Genomic DNA, 18904 nt, shown 5'->3' on the forward strand with positions numbered 1-18904 from the left:
GATGCCCAAGCATTGGTTGGTAATTGAGGGTGACGGACCCCCGACGCCGTTTCGTGCCCGACTGGCCGGAGCCGGGCGACATCTGCCCAGCACCGTGCTGACGACGGACGAACTGATGTCGTCCACGCGGCACCGCACCCATATCGATCTGGAACGCCTGACCGGCATCCACGAACGACGCGTCTCGGTCGGAGACGAGGACTCCTACAGCCTTGCCACCGCGGCGGCGCTCGACTGCCTGGAGAAGGCGCAACGACCGGCCGCGTCGCTCGATGTGGTGATCAACTGCAGCATCACGAAGTTTCGCGACGGGTTGACGCAGTGGGTGGAGCCGACGATGAGCGGTGCCGTTGCTCGCGCGATCGGGGCCGACAACGCGGTGACATTCGACGTGTCCAACGCCTGTGCCGGAATGCTGACCGGAGTCACCGTGCTCAACAACTGGATCCGGCAGGGAACCGTCGAGCGCGGGCTGGTAGTCAGCGGCGAGTACATCTCTCAGCTCGGCCAGAACGCCGCCCAACACATCCGCAGCATCGTGAGCAAGGAACTCGCCTGCCTGACGCTCGGCGATGCGGGGGCAGCACTTCTGTTGGAACGCGCTACACCGGGGTCCGGCGCCATCAGCCTCACCGGGTTCACCACGGTCGCCGACTACAGCCGGCTGTGCCTTGCCTACCCGAAGGGGCACGATCCCGGTGCCCGGATGTTCACCGATGCGCGGGGGATCCAGCGGGCGGCGATCGCCAACACCCCCCTCCTGTTACACGAAGTGCTCGAAACGGCCGGCATCGCCATGCATGACATCGATCATGTGATCACGCACCAAACCTCAGCCCGCGCGATACGCAAGGGAATGGCCGCGTTGTCCGCCACATTCGGCGACCGCCCGCAGCATGACGCGGTGATCACCGTCGACCGCTACGGGAATACGGCGTCGACGACCCACACCGTGGCACTCGTGGAAGAACTCGAAGCCGGACGGATCCGGCCGGGCGAGACCATCGCCCTTATTGCTTTGGCATCAGGCCTGGAGATCGGTGTCGTTCTCCTCACCGTGGACGAGGATTTGGTGGGCCGCTATGGGCACTGTGATTGATCGCTTCGACGTGGTCCAGGCGGGCTGGCACACCCGCCGCAGCGCGCTGCGCTTGGCCGTCGCAGCAGCCAAAGCCTGTCTGAACAATGCCGGCCGCGCGCCCGACGACGTCGACCTCTTGATCAATACCGGCATCTACCGCGACAAGAACCTGGCGGAGCCCGCCCTCGCCGCACTCATTCAGGACGACGTCGGGGCCAACGCCGAGGATCCGCACAGCGACGCGCACGGCACGTTCTCCTTCGACGTGTCGAACGGAAGCTGCGGAGTCCTCACGGCGCTGCAGATCGTCGACGGATTCCTGCGGTCGCGCACCGTCGAATGCGCCCTGATCGTCGCCAGTGACGCGAACCCGGGGCGCGGGATGAGTGAGCATTTTCCGTTCTCCCCCACCGGGGCCGCGATGGCGTGTGCCTGGACCGACGATGAATTCGGGCTGGGTCGCGTGCACTGGGTGAACATCCCCGACGACGGTGAAAACTTCCGCGCCACAGTCGGCCTCGAAGATGGACGCAATGTTCTCCGCTTCGGTGGCTCAGCTGCGATGGACGAGCAATTCGCCGCCGCGGGTGCCCAGGCGGCCCGCAAGTGCCTCCGGGAGGCCGCACTTGACCTTTCCGACGTCGACACCATCGTCGCCGCGCCCGGCCGGCGGACGTTCCAGACGGCGCTGGCCACCGAACTCGGTGTACCGGCGGACCGGATCACCGTCGCGGACGACGAGCGCGCGCATACCGCCGCGTTGGTGGCGGCGCTCCGTCGTGCCGGCGAGAAGCTGCGGCCGGGCGCCCGAGTTCTGCTGATCGCCGCTGCAGCGGGTGTCACCGCCGGTGCCGCCCTCTACCGTGAGGCGCCCGGCGACCGTTGAGCCTGGCCAGTCTGACGTCGAAGATATGAGGAGATGCCCGTGTCCAAACGCAATTCCCACCCCGGCGTCGTCGTCGGCGTCGACGGCTCGTCGAGCGCCAAGCTTGCGGTCCAGTGGGCAGCGCGCGACGCCGAATTGCGCGACGTTCCGCTGACCTTGGTCCACGTCGTGCCGGCGACGGCAGGGTCATGGCTGGACGCGTCATCGATCCCGGAGTGGATGCGTCGACAGCGCGAGCACGGCCAGCAAGTGATCGATGAAGCGCTGCAGCTCGCCGGCGACAGCTGCCAGCGGGGCTCCGCCCAGATCAATTGCGAAATGCCCGCTGCGATAACCGTTCCCGCTCTCGTCGACCTGTCTAGAGATGCCGACTTGGTGGTGGTGGGTTGCCTTGGCACCGGGACGTTGCGGGGCCGTCACCTAGGTTCGATCAGCGCCGGACTCGTGCATCACGCGCGGTGCCCGGTCGCGGTGATCCATGACGGCATCCAGATCAAAGACGACAGCGAGGCGCCGGTGCTGTTGGGGGTTGACGGATCGCCGGAGTCGGAACTGGCCACCGCGATCGCGTTCGAAGAGGCGTCACGCCGCGAGGTGGAGCTGGTGGCCTTGCACGCGTGGCACCCGCTAGGTTGCTTCGACGACATCATCAGTCTCTCCGGGCCCAAATGGTCGGAATTGCGGGCTTCCGAGGACGAAATCCTCGCCGAGCGCCTCGCCGGCTGGGCCGAACGATATCCCGACGTGTCCGTGCACCGCCAAGTCGTACGCGATGACCCGGCTCACCAACTCGTGGACGCGTCCCAGTGGGCTCAACTCGTCGTCGTCGGCAGTCACGGCCAGGGCGGTTTTGCCGGGATGTTGCTGGGTTCGGTCAGTTCGGCAGTGGTGTTGTTGGCCCAGGTGCCGGTCATCGTCGCCCGCGAAGCACTGGCAGCGTCATGACACGACCCGTCACGCTCGACCCCCGCTACCACGACGCCGTGATCTTCAACCTGGACGTTGTGTTGACCGACGCAACTGAAACTTTGGACTCGACGATCAAGCTGGCGCGCAAGTTGCTCGACGTTGGGATCGCAACGGCCGCTTACGTATTGCGCTCGGGTGGCCAACAGCTCTTGGAGTCCGCCGGAATTGATCACCTCTTCGGTAGATGCATCGAAGGGGAGCCTTCCACCGTGCTCATCGAAGCGACCAGCCAACTCGGTGTTCGTCCGGAGCGGTCGGTTGTCATCGACGGCCTCGGCACCGAGGTAGCGGTGGCCAACGATAGCGGCTTTGCACTCGTCATCGGCGTCGGCGCCGCCGCTGAGGCTGAGCGCCGACCAGAGTTGCGCGCCGACGTCGTGGTTGCGGACCTGGACAACGTGGCCGTGCGTGCCGGAGATCGACGGATGTCGGATCTGCCCCACGCGGTGCAGTCCTACGGTCAGATCGTCGGCGTTCTCGGTGCCCGAGAAGCGATCCTGTTTCTTGACTACGACGGGACCCTGTCCAACATCGTTCCCGATCCAGGTGCCGCCACGCTCGTCGAGGGAGCCGTGGAGGCGCTGAAAAGCGCGGCGGCCCAGGGCCCCGTGGCCATCCTGAGCGGCCGCGACCTCGCCGACATTCGCTCCCGAGTACCGGTGGACAACATCTGGTTTGCGGGTAGCCACGGTTTTGAGCTGACCGGACCCGACGGCACCTATCACCAGAACGAGGCGGCCGCCGCCGCGGTCGATGTCCTCAAACGTGCGGCGGCCGAGCTGGCCGAGAGCCTGGCGGCGATTCCCGGCCTGCGGGTGGAGCACAAACGCTTCGCGGTCGCACTACACTACCGGGAGGTCCCACCGGAGTACGTCAGCGAAATTATCTCTGCCACAATCCGATTCGGACAAGAAAACGGCCTCAGAGTCACCAACGGCCGCAAAGTCATAGAGCTGCGACCAGACATTGACTGGGACAAAGGCGCAACACTGGCCTGGATCCGTGCCCGCATCGACCCGAACCATTCGATGCTGCCGGTCTACATCGGCGACGACCTCACCGACGAAGATGCTTTTGACGCAGTTCGATTCGACGGCATCGGAATTGTCGTGCGGCATTCCGAGGATGGCGATCGCCCGTCGGCGGCACAGTTTTACCTCGAGAGTCCAGAGGCAGTAGTCGATTTCATCCGGCGCGGATCGAATTGGTTGGCATACAAGCACCAGACGTTGGCCAAGTCTTGGGAATTCACTTATGAGGGATACGATCCCGAGGCCGAGAAGCTTCGTGAGGCGCTGTGCACGCTGGGAAATGGATACTTCGCCACCCGCGGCGCCGCACCCGAGTCCAAAGCCGGAGCGTTTCACTACCCCGGCACCTATGCCGCCGGCATCTTCAACCGCCTTTTCGACGACGTCGACGGCATCACCATCGACAACGAGAGTTTGGTGAACCTGCCCAACTGGCTTGCCCTCACCTTCCGGGTGGACGGCGGCAGCTGGTTCGACATCGACTCCGTCGAGCTGCTGTCCTATCGGCAGGTTCTCGACCTCCGGGGCGCGGTCCTGACCCGGGAGGTGCGCTTCCGCGATGACGCCGGACGCACCAGTTCGCTTACCCAGCAACGGTTCGTTGCCATGCACATGCCTCACGTCGCCGCCCTCACGACCACGATTAGCCCCGAGGATTGGTCAGGGACGATCGAGATCCGCTCGACGCTGGACGGCAACGTCACCAACTCGCTAGTCGAGCGGTACCGGGACCTATCCAGCAATCACTTGGAGTTGGTGCGCACCCGGGAAATTTCGGACAACTCTGTGCTGCTGGCAGTTTCGACGAACCAATCACGAGTTCCCATTGCCATGGCGGCGCGAAATACCGTGTGGCAGGACGGAAAACCCGTCCCGGCTACCTACCGTCTGGTCGCGCAGGAGGCAGAAGTCGGCCACGACATCACCGTGCAGGTCGCAGCCGGTGCGACGTTGACGGTGGAGAAGGTCGTGACCCTGTTTACCGGCCGCGATGTTGCGACGTCCGAACCCGCGGTCGATGCCGAGCGCTGGCTGGGCCGACTGGGCAGATATGACGAACTCCGCGCGGGGCACCTGATCGAGTGGTCGCATCTGTGGGAGCGCCTGTCGATCGAGTTGGAAGACTTCGCAGACGAATTACGCATCCTGCGCCTGCATCTGCTGCATCTGTTGGTGACGGTGTCGCCCCACTGCGCCGACCTCGACGTCGGGGTGCCGGCTCGCGGACTTCACGGTGAGGCATACCGGGGTCACATCTTCTGGGACGAGCTGTTCATCTTCCCCGTCCTCAACCTGCGCTTGCCCATGGTCACGCGCGCCCTGCTCGGCTACCGTTACCGGCGGCTAACCGAGGCGCGTCACCTCGCCAAAGCGGCGGGGTATTCCGGGGCGATGTTCCCGTGGCAATCGGGCAGCGATGGGCGCGAGGAAAGCCAACGCCTGCACCTCAATCCACGCAGCGGCCGATGGAACCCCGACGCGAGCGCCCGTGCGCATCACATCGGTATCGCCGTCGCCTACAACGCGTGGAAGTTCTATCAAGTCACCGGGGATCTGGCCTATCTGATCGACTACGGCGCGGAGATGCTGGCCGAAATCGCACGCTTCTGGGTGAGTCGAGCCACCTACGACGAAGATCGCGGTCGCTACAGCATCCGCGGCGTCATCGGGCCCGACGAGTTCCACTCGGGCTACCCTTCCGCACCGTACGACGGCGTCGACAACAACGCCTACACCAACGTGATGGCGGTCTGGGTGATCATCCGGGCCCTGGACGCACTGGGCCGACTGCCGCTGCCTAATCGAATCGACCTCTTAGAGAAACTCGGACTGCACAGCGAGGAACTTGCGCACTGGGACGACGTGAGCCGGCGGATGTTCGTCCCGTTCCATGACGGTGTCATCAGCCAATTCGAGGGATACGACCAGCTGGACGAATTGGATTGGGACGGCTACCGGCACAAGTACGGCAACATTCAACGCCTCGATCGCATCCTGGAGGCCGAGGGCGACGACGTCAACCGCTACAAGGCGTCAAAGCAAGCAGATGTGCTGATGCTGCTTTACCTGTTGTCGTCGGATGAGTTGCGTGAGTTGCTCGACCGGCTCGGCTACCGGTTCACACCCGACCAGATCCCGAGGACCGTCGAGTACTACCTGGCGCGCACCTCGCACGGGTCGACGTTGAGCGGCGTCGTGCACACCTGGGTGCTCGCCCGTGGCAATCGTAATCGCGCGTTGGAGTTCTTCCAAGAGGTGCTCGAGTCCGACGTTTGCGACACCCAGGGCGGCACAACGGCGGAAGGCGTCCACCTGGCGGCCATGGCCGGCAGTGTGGACCTGATACAACGGTGCTTCACCGGTCTGGAAACCCGCGGGGACCGCATTGTCTTGTCGCCGAATTGGCCGAAAAAGCTTGGCGTCCTGGCATTTCCGATCCACTACCGCGGTCTGCATCTACACCTGCGGGTCAGCGGCAAAGGGGCGATCATCAGTGTGGACCCGCGCGGCGCCCAGGGTGTCGAAGTGGCAGTGGAATGCCGCGGTCGACTCGTTCAGCTCAAGCCGGGTACCACCGTCCGGTTCCCCGGCTGACTTATCCGAGCCGTCTCACGAATGCTGGTGATCGACGACCAGCACCGAGCACCCGGCGCCGTGCAGAACGGAATTGCCCATCGGTCCCACGAGCTGCTCGACATGTTCTCGGTTGCGCGCGCTGACCACCACTAGCTGTACCGATCGGCCGTTCTTCTCCAGGTAGGTCAGCAGGCCGCAACGCAGCGCCGCAGACTCCACCCGGACATCCGGGTGGCTTTGCCTGCAACGTTCCAGTCGGCGATCCAACGCCACCTCGATTCGGCAATCGCTGTCGCCATTTACCGATCGGGCCACCGCCCGAAGCGGAGCGTTGCGCAGCTGCGCCTCCTCGAACGCGGCTTCCAGCGCAACGTCGGTGTCGCCGGACCCCTCTGCGTCCACGACGACCCAGCGTGCCTGCCGCCCCGTTCGACGGTTGTCACCTCGAATAATCGCCACTGGACAATGCGCCGACACAGCTAGAGCAGCGGCGGTGGAACCCATCCGGTCTGGACGGATGTGGTGCAAGCCGACCGCGCCGACACACACCATCTCGGCCGAGGCCGAAGCCCGGATCAACGCAGTGATCGCCCTATCCTGGACGACTTCCACTTCGATCTTGACCGGTTTTTCGGAGGCTTCGAGAGCGGTGAAGGCATAGCGGACCGCGTTTTCCGCGATGGCCAGTTTGCGTGCCGCCCGGTCCGGCGGGACTTTCGCGATTTCCGGCTCGATCGCATAGAGCAGGCGCAAGGGGATGTCACGGCTGACCGCCTCATCGACCGCCCACAGTGCCGCCTGAATGGCCGCCCGGGAACCGTCGATGCCCACAATGATCGAAGGAGGCGTGGATATTTCGTTCATCGTGGACTCCGAGTCGACTTCGATTGGGCGCGATTGGCTGACGCAGTAGCAACGCTATTGGCATCGCCGATGATTTGGCAGGGCCTTTGGTCCCCTGCGCCAAGAGGCTATAGCCCTGGCCTCGCAGCGGCGTTGGCAAACAAAGAGTTTCACCCTTCAGCCAACCGGTCCAACCGGTTACCCTACGCTGACACGCATCGCGACCTGCGCTGAAAGGAATTCGATGTCGACACGGATCCGCTTGTTGGCGCTTATGGTGATGGGCTTGGCAAGTGTCACGGGATGCGTGTCACAGCACCCGACGTCGCCGCAGGCCGCCACAGCGAGCTCAACCGCGGGTTCCGCTATGCCAACCGCCGGCGGCTCCGTCTCCCCCGTTGTCAGCACCACCGCGTCGCCAACGACCAGCACGCCGGCGTGCACGGGTTTGCCGATTTGCGAACCACCTCCCCCGGACGCCCAAGGCAATCCGCCGTGCTTCTACTCCGACGGCTGGCAAGCGGCCACGGACGGCGGCATTGAAGTGTGGTATTTCCATGAACCGCAAAACTTGTCGCAGGCCGAGAAGGTGACCGCGGTGGTGCGTAAGACAGACGGCACCACGCAAACCCAGGAAGCCGACATCGCGGCCGGTCAACAGGTACACCGCTTTGAGTTTCCCGCCATCGACAAATCCGTTGTGGCACAAGTGTTTTTCGACACGGCTGCGGGCCGCTGCTTCGTGGCCGGGCCGGGTAGTTAGGGGGATGGCCCGCGCTCAGCGCTGCCCGTGTTGCTGAGCCGACGCCGGAGCAGCGGGCGCGCCACGGGCAATGACGACCGGCATCGACGTCGTTGCGTTCCTGCGCAGGATGGTGTGCACCACCTCGACCAGGTCCTCGATCGGCATCAGCGTGCCGGGCATGCACCCTCGCGCCACCCACTGCGGGTAGAACTGCATGGCCAACTCGCGATCCCAGCCGGCGCTCATCCCGGTCTGTGCGTCGCCCTCACCGCCCGCGCACTCGCCCGCGATGAGGGTGGTAAATCCGATCTCGGGATGTTCGGCTTGCCATGATTCGACGAGCCGCTCCAGCGCCGCTTTGCTGACCCCGTATGCGCCGAGTCCGGGCCACACCGGCCCGGCGCTACCAACCGGGGAGGACAAGTAGACGGCCTTCGGGGCGGCCGAGGCAAGGAGGTGCGGCAGCGCCGCCGCCGTCACCAAGGATGCGCCGATCACGTTGGTGTCGAAGACACTGCGCCAGGTTGCGGCATCGGTGTTGGCCAGCGGCGCGAGGGGGCTTATGGCCGGTGCGTACACGACGTTGTCGATACCACCGAGATGTTCAGCCGTCGCGTCGATCGCCGATCGACAGGATGCTTCGTCAGTGATGTCGCACTCGACGGCGACGGCGTCCGGTCCCGCTTCCTGGGCGGCGGCCTCGATGCGCTCGCGGCGCCGGGCCAGCAGCGCAACGCGATCTCCGCGTTGGGCCAAGCTGATAGCAATGCAGCGCCCCAACCCGCTCGAGGCTCCGACCACCACTGTGTTCGACATATCGACCTCCGCCGCCGAGCATCGCACACCGCCGCGGCGAATCGAGAACGGGGCGCCACTGCCGTGGCGCCCCGTTACAGCATGTCAGGCCGCTAATCAGCCCTTGCCGACGATGGTGTCCCGAGCCCGGTCCAGCATCGCCGCGAACGGACCTGCGACGAGATTCGCCGTCTGCGACTCGACGCCTGCGTGCGGGCGGGTCGGCGCGACCGCTTCGGCGAGTTTGGCCGCGCGTCCCATCCTTTCCAGCTCGTCGTTACTCAACTGCTCGGCCAGCTTGGTGAATTCTTCGCGCTCTTCGTGCTGGGCATGAGCAAGAACGGCGTCACGAAGCTCGGCCAGTTGGTTGGTGAACACGGCGCTGTCGACATCTAGCTTTTCCAGCTGCTTCAGCCGGATCTTTGCCTCGTGCTCCTCCTCGAGCCGCGGTTTGACCACGGCGTCGCCGTTGTCGATCTTCCGCTTGACCCGAGGGTGAACGATTTCTTCCTCGGCGGTCTCGTGCACGGCGAGTAGCCGTCGGAGTTCGATGAAGGCTTCTTCTCGTTGCTTGCCCGATGCGGCCAGCGTCTTGTCGAACAGCGACTCGATCTGTTGGTGCTGGTGTACCAGAAATTCGACAACGTCGTCGGGCGACTGGATTGTGCTCTTAGCCATGCGTCCTCCCGTTCAGGGGTTGGGTTTCGCGCGTTGGGCTGTAGTACGCGCACTCATTGGCGGCTACCCGAGCACCGTGGGCACCAAACATGGTGACGTGCAGCATAAGCGCTGGTCGGAGCGTTTAGCGCCGCCGGCAGCGGGTACTACAAAGCGCGGTGTCCCGTGCTTTTTCGTGATTTTTTTACGCCGCGAAATGCACATTGACGTGCCGCGATCCACCAGAGGCCAGCGCGATGTGAGTCCCAGCATTTTTCACGAGGAGAGACTATGGACTACCTGAATACGGACTACCTGAAGACCGACCCGGTAGATCACCACCGGACCACCCGAAAGCATGCCGGCGAAACACTGAAGAACGGCTCCAACGCACCCGGCCTGGTTGCGGTAGCTATCGGTGTCATCACCCTCATCGTGGGCCTGTACCTGTTGGCGACGGGCGACGCAATTGCGGGCACAGTCGCTGTGGTTGTGGCCCTTGTCGCCGGTACCGGCGGCTTGGGTTGGCTGGCCTTCACCCACCGCCGGGTACGCCAGGCAGAACAGCGCTTGTACGCCGAGGCCTTCGACCAGCCGGCGCCGCCACCAACGAGCTGAGGCGCCGCGCGCCGACTACGGTGGAGTCATGAAATTCTTGGACGTCGACGGGGTCGGAAAAGTCAGCCGAATCGGACTCGGCACATGGCAGTTCGGCTCCCGCGAGTGGGGCTACGGGGACGCCTATGCCGAAGGGGCGGCCCGCGACATCGTCCGTCGGGCCCTTGCGTTGGGCGTGACGTTGTTCGATACCGCCGAGGTGTACGGGCTGGGCAAGAGCGAGCGAATTCTGGCCGAAGCGCTTGGGGACAAGCGCACCGAGGTCGCGGTGGCGAGCAAGGTCTTTCCCGTCGCACCGTTCCCCGCCGTCGTCAAGCAGCGAGCACGCGCCAGCGCCAAGCGGTTGCAACTCGACCGGATCCCGCTGTACCAGATTCACCAGCCCAACCCCGTGGTTCCCGATTCGGTGATCATGCCGGGGATGCGCGACCTGCTGGATGAAGGGTTGATCGGCGCGGCAGGCGTGTCCAACTATTCGCTCGCTCGCTGGCGGAAAGCGGACGCAGCGCTGGGTCGCCCGGTGATCAGCAACCAGGTCCAGTTCTCGCTGGCACGCCCCGAGGCTCTGGACGATCTGGTTCCGTTCGCCGAGCGTGAGAACCGCATCGTGATCGCCTACAGCCCGCTGGCGCAGGGCTTGCTGGGCGGCAAGTACGGAGTCGACAACCGACCCGGTGACGTCCGGCTGGCCAACCCGCTGTTCGGCACCGAAAACCTGCGCCGCATCGAGCCGCTGCTGCAGACGATGCGTGACGTCGCGGCGAGCGTCGATGCCAAACCGGCCCAGGTGGCGCTGGCTTGGCTGATCAGCCTGCCGGGCGTGGTCGCCATTCCCGGGGCCTCCAGCGTCGAACAGCTCGAGTTCAATGTCGCCGCAGCCGACATCGAGTTGAGCGCTGAGGCCCGCGACGCGCTCACCGACGCCGCCCGTGCGTTCCACCCGGTGCCCGCGCGCCGCGTGTTCACCGACATGGTCCGCGAGAAGCTTCCTTTCTAACTGCTCTAACTGCGCACAGCAGCAGGATTGCCGTCAGCGTCTGCCACAGCAGGATCGAGTACACGCTGATCCGTTCCCAAAGCCCAACATTGTTGGCGCCCAACACGAACAACGTCAGTCCCGCGTACCCGGCCCCGGCCAGCAACCACGAAACGACGCGATACCAAGGCGCACCAATGGATTTCGACAAGGAAGTCGATCCTGCCACTATCGCGGCGTTGCCACCGGCGATGGCCAGCAGGGCGCCCAACCCGTGCACCCAAGCCCCCGAGCCGCTATGGACGACGGCGACGAGGATGTTGCCGACGGCGTTAGCCGTCGCGAACAACACAAAGGCGGCCTGGTAACGCGTGCGGTGACTGGCCGCGGGGCCCACCAGCAGAGTGCCTAGCAGGAAAAGCGTTCCCTGCCAACAGAAGGCCGCATTCATGGCTGCGGCGCGCGGCGACCGCGCCGGCACGCCAAGCGAGCTGATGTAGTCGATCAGGTAGTTGTACTGGGGGCCGATCGCGGCCGCGGCCACCGCCTCCGCGATGAGGTAGCCGAGGGCCGCCGCGATCCACACGGCGGCGCCTGCGGCCACGCGCACGGCGTTTCTCTACGCGTTCTCTACAGGCTGCGCGTCAAGCGGTCCGCGAGCAGTCCGGCGAACCTCGCCGGATCGTCGAGCGCCCCGCCTTCGGCGAGAAGTGCTGTGCCGTAGAGCAATTCAGCCGCCTCAGCCACGGAGGCATCATCGGGCCGGTCCTGGTGCGCCTGACGTAGACCCTTGATGAGCGGATGGTTCGGGTTGAGTTCCAGAATCCGCTTGCCGACCGGAACTTCCTGTCCGGAAGCCCGGTAGATGCGCGCCAGCGCCGGGGTCATCCCGAAGGCATCGGTGATCAGGCAGGCCGGCGACTCGGTCAGGCGGGTGGACAACCGCACTTCCTTGACGTGCTCGCTCAGGGTCTCCTTCAACCAGGTCAGCAGATCGGCGAATTCCTTTTCCTGCTCCTCGCGTTCGGCTTCGCTGCTTTCCTCGTCCGAGGTCAGGTCCACCTCGCCCTTGGCTACCGACTGCAGCGGTTTGCCCTCGTAGTCGGGCACCATGCCCACCCAGACCTCGTCGACCGGGTCGGTGAGCAGCAGCACCTCGTAGCCCTTGGCCTTGAACGCCTCGAGATGCGGCGAGTTGAGGATCTGTTGGCGCGACTCGCCGGTCGCGTAGAAGATCTTTTCCTGCCCTTCCTTCATCCGCTCGACGTACTGGGCCAGCGTGGTGGGTTCCTCCTCGCTGTGCGTGGAGACGAACGACGAGATCTGCAGCAGGGTCTCCCGGTTGTCGATATCTGACAACAGGCCCTCTTTGACGACCCTGCCGAACTGGGTCCAGAACTTCTTGTAGTCCTCGGGCCGCGAGGATTGCATCTCCTTGATGGTCGAAAGGACCTTCTTGGTCAGCCGGCGGCGGATGGCCTTGATCTGACGGTCTTGCTGCAGGATTTCCCGGGAAACGTTGAGCGACAAGTCCTGCGCGTCGACCACACCCTTGATGAAGCGCAAGTACTCGGGCATCAGTTGGTCGCAGTCGCCCATGATGAACACGCGCTTGACGTAGAGGTGCACACCGACCTTGGCGTCCCGGTCGAACAGATCGAACGGGGCGTGCGACGGGATGAACAGCAGGGCCTGGTATTCGAAAGTGCCCTCCGCCTTCATCGCGATGATTTCCAGCGGGTCGTCCCAGGCGTGGGCGATGTGCTTGTAGAACTCCTTGTATTCGTCTTCGCTGACTTCGTCCTTGGGCCGAGCCCACAGCGCCTTCATCGAGTTGATCGTCTCGGTTTCGACGGTCACCTCTTCGCGGGTCTCTTCGGAGCCTTCCTCGACCGGTACCTGCTTGCGCCGCTCCACCTGCATACGGATCGGGAAAGCGATGAAGTCGGAGTACTGCTTGACCAGGCTTCTGATCTTCCACTCGGCCGTGTAGTCGTGCAGCTCGTCCTCGGAGTCCTCGGGCTTAAGGTGCAAAGTCACCGAGGTGCCCTGCGGCGCACCCTCGACGGATTCGATCGTGTAAGTGCCCTCACCGCTGGACTCCCACCGGGTGCCCTCGGTCTGCCCGGCTTTCCGTGTCACCAGTTCGACCTTGTCGGCGACCATGAAGCTCGAGTAGAAGCCGATACCGAACTGCCCGATCAGTTCTTCCGACGCGGCCTGGTTCTTGGCTTCCTTGAGTTGCTGACGCACCTCGGCGGTGCCCGATTTGGCCAACGTGCCGATGAGGTCCACCACCTCGTCGCGCGTCATCCCAATGCCGTTGTCGCGGACGGTGAGTGTGCGCGCCTCTTTGTCTACCTCGAGTTCGATGTGCAGGTCGGACGTGTCTACGTCCAGGTCCTTGTTGCGGAGCGCCTCGAGGCGCACCTTGTCCAACGCATCCGAAGCGTTGGAGATCAGCTCCCGTAGGAATGAGTCTTTGTTGGAGTAGACCGAGTGGACCATCAAGTCCAGCAACTGTCGGGCCTCGGCCTGAAACTCCAACTGCTCGACACTCGCGTTCATGACTTTTCCCTTTCGCACCCTATCTGCGTTTTGCACACCTTCTACCCCGTGTGCACCCCTGCAGTCGTCGGCCGCCGTCTTGCGGCCGTCAGCGACTCGAATTTAGCGCGCCAAATCGGTCAGTGCAGGTAGGGGTCGTCTTCAGGCAGCCACGCGGACTCGTGGTGGAGGCGCTTGTACAACTCCGGGTTGCCGCCTTGGGTGAGTGCGTTGATGACGGCGACCACGCTCGGGCGCCGCTCGTCGCGGCGAGACACCAGCGACCACGTCCAAAACGGTTGCGGGTGCACGATCGGGCGTCGCACCAAACCCGTCGGCAACGGCTTGTTCTGATCCCTGGCATTGTTCAGCACCGGGCCACCGAACCGCCGAACGTGAGCAAAAAACGCGGTGCCGGTGACGCCACCGTCCGCACAGCGCTCGCTCCGGGCGCCGGTATCGCTAGCAAACTGCTCGGCGAACCAATTCCAGGATGCCCACGACGACTCGTCCGAATCGAGCAGCACCAGGACGTCTTTGGCCGCGACCGGGGATGCGTCCGAACCGGGAGCCACCGCATAGAGCAGGTCGGCACCGATCAGCCGCGCGTCCAGCTGCTGCTCATCGAGGTCGCGGCGCCGCACCCAGCAAATTGCGAGGTCAAGGGCGCGCTCGGCGACCCGCGTCGCCTGCGTGTGCGAGGGCAGCACCCAGGTGTCGACGCGGAGTTGAGCGACGCCGGAGGTGCGCTCGACCAGATCGGGCGGACGCCAGTTCACGTACCCAATGCGCACCGGCTGGCTGTCGGTCAGCCCGTTCGCCTGGGTGCGCAACTCGTCAGCACTGGCCAGCAATTCTCGGACTTTGGGTAGCAGGGCGGCTCCGGAAGCGGTCAGGACCACCTCGCGGCGGTTGCGGTGAAAGAGCTGCAGCTTGAGGTCGCGCTCGAGAGCCTTGATCTGCTGAGAGAGCGACGGACCCGCGATGTGCAGCCGCTCGGCTGCCCGACCGAAGTGCAGTTCTTCGGCGACGGCGACGAAGTAGCGCAGCTGACGCAGCTCCACTGACCCATCGTAGTGCGGTAAGAGGCTGTGCCTATCAATTGAGAGGCAACTTCAATCGAGCAGATGGATGCGTTGGGCGCCCGGATTGGTTACAGCGAAGCACAAGCTGCGTGAAAGGGCGTTCCATGAGTCAGCGGCCGAAAGTAGTGGTCATCACCGGGGCCTCCCAGGGCATCGGCGCCGCCCTGGTCCCCGCCTACCGCAAACTGGGTTACGCCGTGGTGGCGGTCGCCCGTTCCATCGCCGACTTCGACGACCCCGAGGTGCTTGCCGTGCGGGCCGATGTGTCCCAGCCCGGCGCGGGTGCCCGGATCGTCGACGCGGCGCTGAACCGCTTCGGCCGGATCGACACCCTGATCAACAACGCCGGCATTTTTGTCTCCAAGCCGTTCACCGAGTACACCGACGACGACTACGACACGGTGACGGGAGTGAACCTGCGCGGGTTTTTCGAGGTAACCCGCAGCGCCCTCGCCGCCATGCTGAACCGCGACGGCGGCGGGCACGTGATCAATCTGTCGACCAGCCTGGTCGACCACGCCAGTTCCGCGGTCCCCGCTGGCCTGGCGGCGCTGACCAAGGGGGGCATCAACGCCGTCACCAAAGGGCTGGCGGTCGAGTACGCCACCCGCGGGATCCGGGTCAACGCGATCGGACTGGGCACGATCCGCACTCCCATGCACTCGCCTGACGTCTACGACACCCTGGCCGCGCTGCACCCCGTCGGCCGCTTGGGGGAGATCGAGGATGCGGTCAACGCCATCGTGTACCTGGAAACCGCCCCGTTCGTCACGGGCGAAATCTTGCATGTCGACGGCGGCCAAAGTGCCGGGCACTGAACGAATTTCGGGTTAGTGAAGGGGCTTGGAAGGTCACGATCATGGAATATCTCGTCGAAATGAAGGCACACGTTCCCGCGGGGACGCCGCCGGCCGCCATGCAGGACATTCACGCACGCGAGGCAGTACGGGTCCGCGAACTCGCCGCCGAGGGAACGATAGTGCGCCTCTGGCACCCGGCCGCGTCGGACGGACGCACGTTCGGCTTGCTCACGGCCGACGAGCACGGCTTGCTGGACAAGGCCCTCGCCTCGATGCCCCTACACATGTGGCGCTCCTACGAGATCACCCCGTTGTCGTGGCATCCCGATGACCCTGGTGCGGAGCGGGGTCAGGAAGCGGCGGAATTCCTCACCAGGACGACGATTACGGTTCCGCCTGGCACTTCGGGACGGACTATCGACGACCTCAAGGTGCGGGAGGCGATCTGCAATCAGGCCCTGGCGCAGGCCGGTCTGCTGGTTCGACTGTGGACACCTCCGATCCAGCCCGGTTTGTGGCAGTCCGTCGGCCTGTGGAGCGCACGCGACGTTCGGGACCTGGAGGCGATATTGGCGTCGTTGCCGCTGTACCGCTGGATGACCGTCGACACCACGCCGCTCAGCTAGCCGCGAGCAGACGCAAACTTGCACTGCGGCGGCGTTTTCCGTACGAGTTTGCGTCTGCTCGGCGACCTCAGTTTCGCGTGTGGCTTCGATTGCACACACCCCAAACAGTGACCGATGGACACTAATGTGCGATTTGCACAACAGGATCTTCTCTAACGCCCTATGATCTGCTCATGACGGGCGACCGGGCCGCTGCTGTGAGGGCCTCGGGGATATTCGAAAGCGCTCGTGCAGCCGGCAAATGTGATCACGCGTGCTTGGCGTATTCGACGAAATCCGAGCGTGACGCCGCAGCGGTCGAGTGGCTGGTAGAAGGCGCCCGTATCGGGCAACGCCTGGCCATGGTCACGACCGACCCCGACGGCGGCGCCGAGCTACTTGCCGCCCTCGCGGCGGCCGACGCACGGGTCGCCGAACAGGTAGCAGCCTTCAGCCACGATCAGGTGTACGACATGTCCAAGCCGATTGACGCCGACGCACAGCTGGCGCTGTATGCCGGCCAGGTCAAGCGGGCGCTGGCCGACGGCTTCACCGGCATTCGGGTGTTCTGCGACATCACTCCCCTGATCGCCGATCCGGCTCGTCGAGCCAGCCATGCCCATTGGGAGCACACAGCGGATGCCTGGATGGCCGAGGGCAACCCATTGTCCGCGTTGTGCGCCTACGACGTCGGCGTCGTCGGCAATCAGCCGGAGGCAGTCATGGTCGTGCACCCGCTGCGCCACGGTCCGGCGACTACCTCAACCCCTTTCGGCCTGTTCTGCCAGCCCTCGAAGACGGTGTTGGGCGGCGAAGTCGACGCCTTCGGCGTTCGGGCCCTGGCGGAAGCACTCGAGGTCCTGCCGGATGGTCCGGTCAACCTCGATGTGAGCGACCTGTCCTACATCTGCGCTCGCGGCGCTGCTGCCCTGGCGCATGCCGGCCAGGTCGCAACGGCAAACCGGCCGCGCATTCGACTGACCGGTGCACCGCCGATTGTGAAGCGAATTTGGCAGGTCCTGGGATTCGACAAGGACATGATCCCCGAGGACGCTTCTCGGCGCCTGAGCTAAGCGCCCGGCTCCCTTGCCGTTGACCCTGCACTTTTGGCGGCCTCTTCTCGTACTTCTCCGCCAAATCCGCAAAGTCAACGCGCTTGCCAAGCAAACCCCGATTGAGACTGCACTTTTGGCGGTGTCCTTAAGTTCGTAGGTGCAGTTACTTCGTGTTGTTACGTTGTGCTGTGACCCGGGCGGGTCGGGTGAGGTTGTTGGTGTGTTGCCGGCTTGATGGTGCGGCTTGAGAGGACTGGCCGCCCGACCCGCTTGGACTTCTCTGGCCGCTGATTGAGATCTGCGATGTGATCGCTTGTTTAAGGAAATGCTGGCGGGGTGGTCCGTGGGGAACATGTTGGCAGACAAGCGAATAGAGGCGAGATGACTGCGGTCCAGTTGTGGGCTGGTGTGGACGTCGGCAAGGAGCATCACTGGGTGTGCGTGGTCGATGACCACGGTGCGGTGGTGCTTTCCCGAAAGTTCGTCAACGACGAGCAACAGATCCGTGGACTTGTTTCCGATGTGGACAAGCTCGGTGGGCAGGTGTCTTGGACAGTGGATCTGACCACCGTCTACGCCACCCTGTTGTTGACGGTGCTCGCCGATGCCGGCAAGTCGGTGCGCTATCTGGCGGGCCGCCAGGTGTGGCAGGCCTCGGCGACCTACCGCGGCGGGGAGGCCAAGACCGACGCCAAGGACGCGCGGGTGATCGCCGATCAATCCCGGATGCGCGGTGCCGATCTGCCGGTGCTGCACCCCGGCGATGACGTGATCACCGAACTGCGGATGCTGACCGCCCATCGGACTGATCTGGTGGCTGATCGCACCCGCACCATCAACCGGCTGCGTCAACAGCTGGTAGCGGTCTGCCCGGCCCTGGAGCGAGCAGCTCAGCTGACCCAGGATCGTGGTTGGGTGGTGCTGCTGGCGCGCTACCAGCGTCCGAAAGCCATTCGGCAGAGCGGCCTTTCGCGGCTGACGCGGGTGCTGGCCGATGCCGGGGTGCGTAACGCCGCTGCAATCGCAGCGGCGGCCGTGGCTGCGGCGAAGACCCAGACGGTGCGCCTGCCGGGCGAAGAAGTCGCCGCTGGGCTGGTCGCACAACTGGCCCAGGAGGTGATCTCCCTCGATGAACGCATCAAGACCACCGACGCCGACATCGAGGGCCGATTTCGCCGCCATCCACTTGCTGAAGTAATCACCAGCATGCCCGGCATGGGATTTCGGCTCGGCGCCGAATTCCTGGCCGCTGTTGGTGACCCCGCCCTGATCGAGTCGGCTGACCAACTCGCGGCGTGGGCCGGGCTGGCCCCGGTCTCTCGCGACTCGGGGAAACGCACTGGACGCCTGCACACTCCGAAGCGCTACAGCCGACGACTGCGCCGGGTCATGTACATGTCCGCGCTCACCGCCATCCGCTGCGACCCGCTTTCCAAGGCCTATTACCAGCGCAAACGGAACGAAGGAAAACGACCGATCGCGGCCACCATCTGCCTGGCGCGACGCCGCACCAACGTCCTCTACGCGCTCATCCGTGACAACCGCACCTGGCAACCCGACTCACCCCCAATCACACAGTCGGCGGCTTGACATCTTCATTGAGAGTCCTCTCGTACTTCTCCGCCAAATCCGCA

17 protein-coding genes are annotated in these 18904 nt (G+C 64.5%); 11 read left to right on the plus strand and 6 right to left on the minus strand.

Features of this window, described 5'->3' with window-relative positions:
* Position 1: 1 nt before the first annotated feature.
* From G6N68_RS17425 to otsB, 4 genes are read left to right on the plus strand one after another with little or no spacing between them, the layout of a single operon-like run.
* A complete protein-coding gene (locus G6N68_RS17425; RefSeq protein WP_163714776.1) occupies positions 2-1099 on the plus strand; it encodes a 3-oxoacyl-ACP synthase III family protein in 1098 nt (365 codons plus the stop codon).
* Entirely contained in the window at positions 1083-1967 is an 885-nt protein-coding gene (locus G6N68_RS17430) for a 3-oxoacyl-[acyl-carrier-protein] synthase III C-terminal domain-containing protein (protein WP_163714779.1), read from the plus strand. The genes G6N68_RS17425 and G6N68_RS17430 overlap by 17 nt, the downstream gene beginning before the upstream one ends.
* A 39-nt stretch (positions 1968-2006) precedes the next feature.
* A complete protein-coding gene (locus tag G6N68_RS17435) occupies positions 2007-2912 on the plus strand; it encodes a universal stress protein (RefSeq protein WP_163714783.1) in 906 nt (301 codons plus the stop codon).
* Positions 2909-6562 carry a trehalose-phosphatase gene (gene otsB, locus G6N68_RS17440; protein ID WP_163714786.1) on the plus strand — a complete coding sequence of 1218 codons (3654 nt, stop codon included), beginning with the start codon at positions 2909-2911 and terminating at the stop codon, positions 6560-6562. The genes G6N68_RS17435 and otsB overlap by 4 nt, the downstream gene beginning before the upstream one ends.
* 15 nt (positions 6563-6577) lie before the next feature.
* Here the strand turns inward: otsB and G6N68_RS17445 are convergent, their stop codons facing one another.
* Positions 6578-7408: a universal stress protein gene (locus tag G6N68_RS17445; RefSeq protein ID WP_163714790.1), complete on the minus strand. Its 831-nt coding sequence runs from the start codon at positions 7406-7408 to the stop codon at positions 6578-6580.
* Positions 7409-7754: 346 nt separating this feature from the next.
* Between G6N68_RS17445 and G6N68_RS17450 the strand changes: the two genes are divergently transcribed.
* The gene (locus tag G6N68_RS17450; protein ID WP_240355515.1) at positions 7755-8150 is read left to right on the plus strand and encodes a hypothetical protein; all 396 of its coding nucleotides are present in this window, start codon (positions 7755-7757) and stop codon (positions 8148-8150) included.
* A 15-nt stretch (positions 8151-8165) separates the two neighbouring features.
* Here the strand turns inward: G6N68_RS17450 and G6N68_RS17455 are convergent, their stop codons facing one another.
* Together G6N68_RS17455 and G6N68_RS17460 are read right to left on the minus strand one after the other, a co-directional pair.
* On the minus strand, positions 8166-8936 hold the full coding sequence (locus tag G6N68_RS17455; RefSeq protein ID WP_205351490.1) for an SDR family oxidoreductase: 771 nt from the start codon (positions 8934-8936) through the stop codon (positions 8166-8168).
* A gap of 108 nt (positions 8937-9044) precedes the next feature.
* Complete coding sequence (locus G6N68_RS17460; protein ID WP_163714796.1) at positions 9045-9605, minus strand: hemerythrin domain-containing protein; 561 nt, start codon at positions 9603-9605, stop codon at positions 9045-9047.
* A gap of 270 nt (positions 9606-9875) precedes the next feature.
* Here G6N68_RS17460 and G6N68_RS17465 point away from each other — a divergent pair, with 270 nt between their 5' ends.
* Together G6N68_RS17465 and G6N68_RS17470 are read left to right on the plus strand one after the other, a co-directional pair.
* On the plus strand, positions 9876-10202 hold the full coding sequence (locus tag G6N68_RS17465; protein ID WP_163714799.1) for a hypothetical protein: 327 nt from the start codon (positions 9876-9878) through the stop codon (positions 10200-10202).
* A 28-nt stretch (positions 10203-10230) separates the two neighbouring features.
* Positions 10231-11199 (plus strand): aldo/keto reductase, encoded by a 969-nt coding sequence (locus G6N68_RS17470; RefSeq protein ID WP_163714802.1) that lies wholly within the window; start codon positions 10231-10233, stop codon positions 11197-11199.
* Here the strand turns inward: G6N68_RS17470 and G6N68_RS17475 are convergent.
* The 3 genes from G6N68_RS17475 to G6N68_RS17485 all read right to left on the minus strand — a co-directional run bounded on the left by G6N68_RS17475 (position 11165) and on the right by G6N68_RS17485 (position 14789).
* A complete protein-coding gene (locus G6N68_RS17475; protein ID WP_163714805.1) occupies positions 11165-11788 on the minus strand; it encodes a DUF998 domain-containing protein in 624 nt (207 codons plus the stop codon). The genes G6N68_RS17470 and G6N68_RS17475 overlap by 35 nt on opposite strands.
* 20 nt (positions 11789-11808) lie before the next feature.
* Positions 11809-13746, minus strand: a complete 1938-nt coding sequence (gene htpG, locus G6N68_RS17480; RefSeq protein ID WP_163714809.1) for a molecular chaperone HtpG — start codon at positions 13744-13746, stop codon at positions 11809-11811.
* A gap of 119 nt (positions 13747-13865) precedes the next feature.
* A complete protein-coding gene (locus tag G6N68_RS17485; protein ID WP_163714812.1) occupies positions 13866-14789 on the minus strand; it encodes a LysR family transcriptional regulator in 924 nt (307 codons plus the stop codon).
* A gap of 125 nt (positions 14790-14914) precedes the next feature.
* Between G6N68_RS17485 and G6N68_RS17490 the strand changes: the two genes are divergently transcribed.
* The 4 genes from G6N68_RS17490 to G6N68_RS17505 all read left to right on the plus strand — a co-directional run bounded on the left by G6N68_RS17490 (position 14915) and on the right by G6N68_RS17505 (position 18860).
* Positions 14915-15628, plus strand: coding sequence for an SDR family NAD(P)-dependent oxidoreductase (locus G6N68_RS17490; protein ID WP_163714816.1), 714 nt, complete (start codon positions 14915-14917; stop codon positions 15626-15628).
* Between the two features lie 41 nt (positions 15629-15669).
* On the plus strand, positions 15670-16236 hold the full coding sequence (locus G6N68_RS17495) for a muconolactone Delta-isomerase family protein (RefSeq protein WP_163714819.1): 567 nt from the start codon (positions 15670-15672) through the stop codon (positions 16234-16236).
* Between the two features lie 257 nt (positions 16237-16493).
* Positions 16494-17288 (plus strand): MEDS domain-containing protein, encoded by a 795-nt coding sequence (locus tag G6N68_RS17500; RefSeq protein WP_163714823.1) that lies wholly within the window; start codon positions 16494-16496, stop codon positions 17286-17288.
* A gap of 363 nt (positions 17289-17651) precedes the next feature.
* Positions 17652-18860, plus strand: a complete 1209-nt coding sequence (locus G6N68_RS17505) for an IS110 family RNA-guided transposase (RefSeq protein WP_069422679.1) — start codon at positions 17652-17654, stop codon at positions 18858-18860.
* The last annotated feature ends 44 nt before the right edge of the window (positions 18861-18904 follow it).

Source organism: Mycobacterium bourgelatii (assembly GCF_010723575.1).
Taxonomy (GTDB): Bacteria; Actinomycetota; Actinomycetes; order Mycobacteriales; family Mycobacteriaceae; genus Mycobacterium; species Mycobacterium bourgelatii.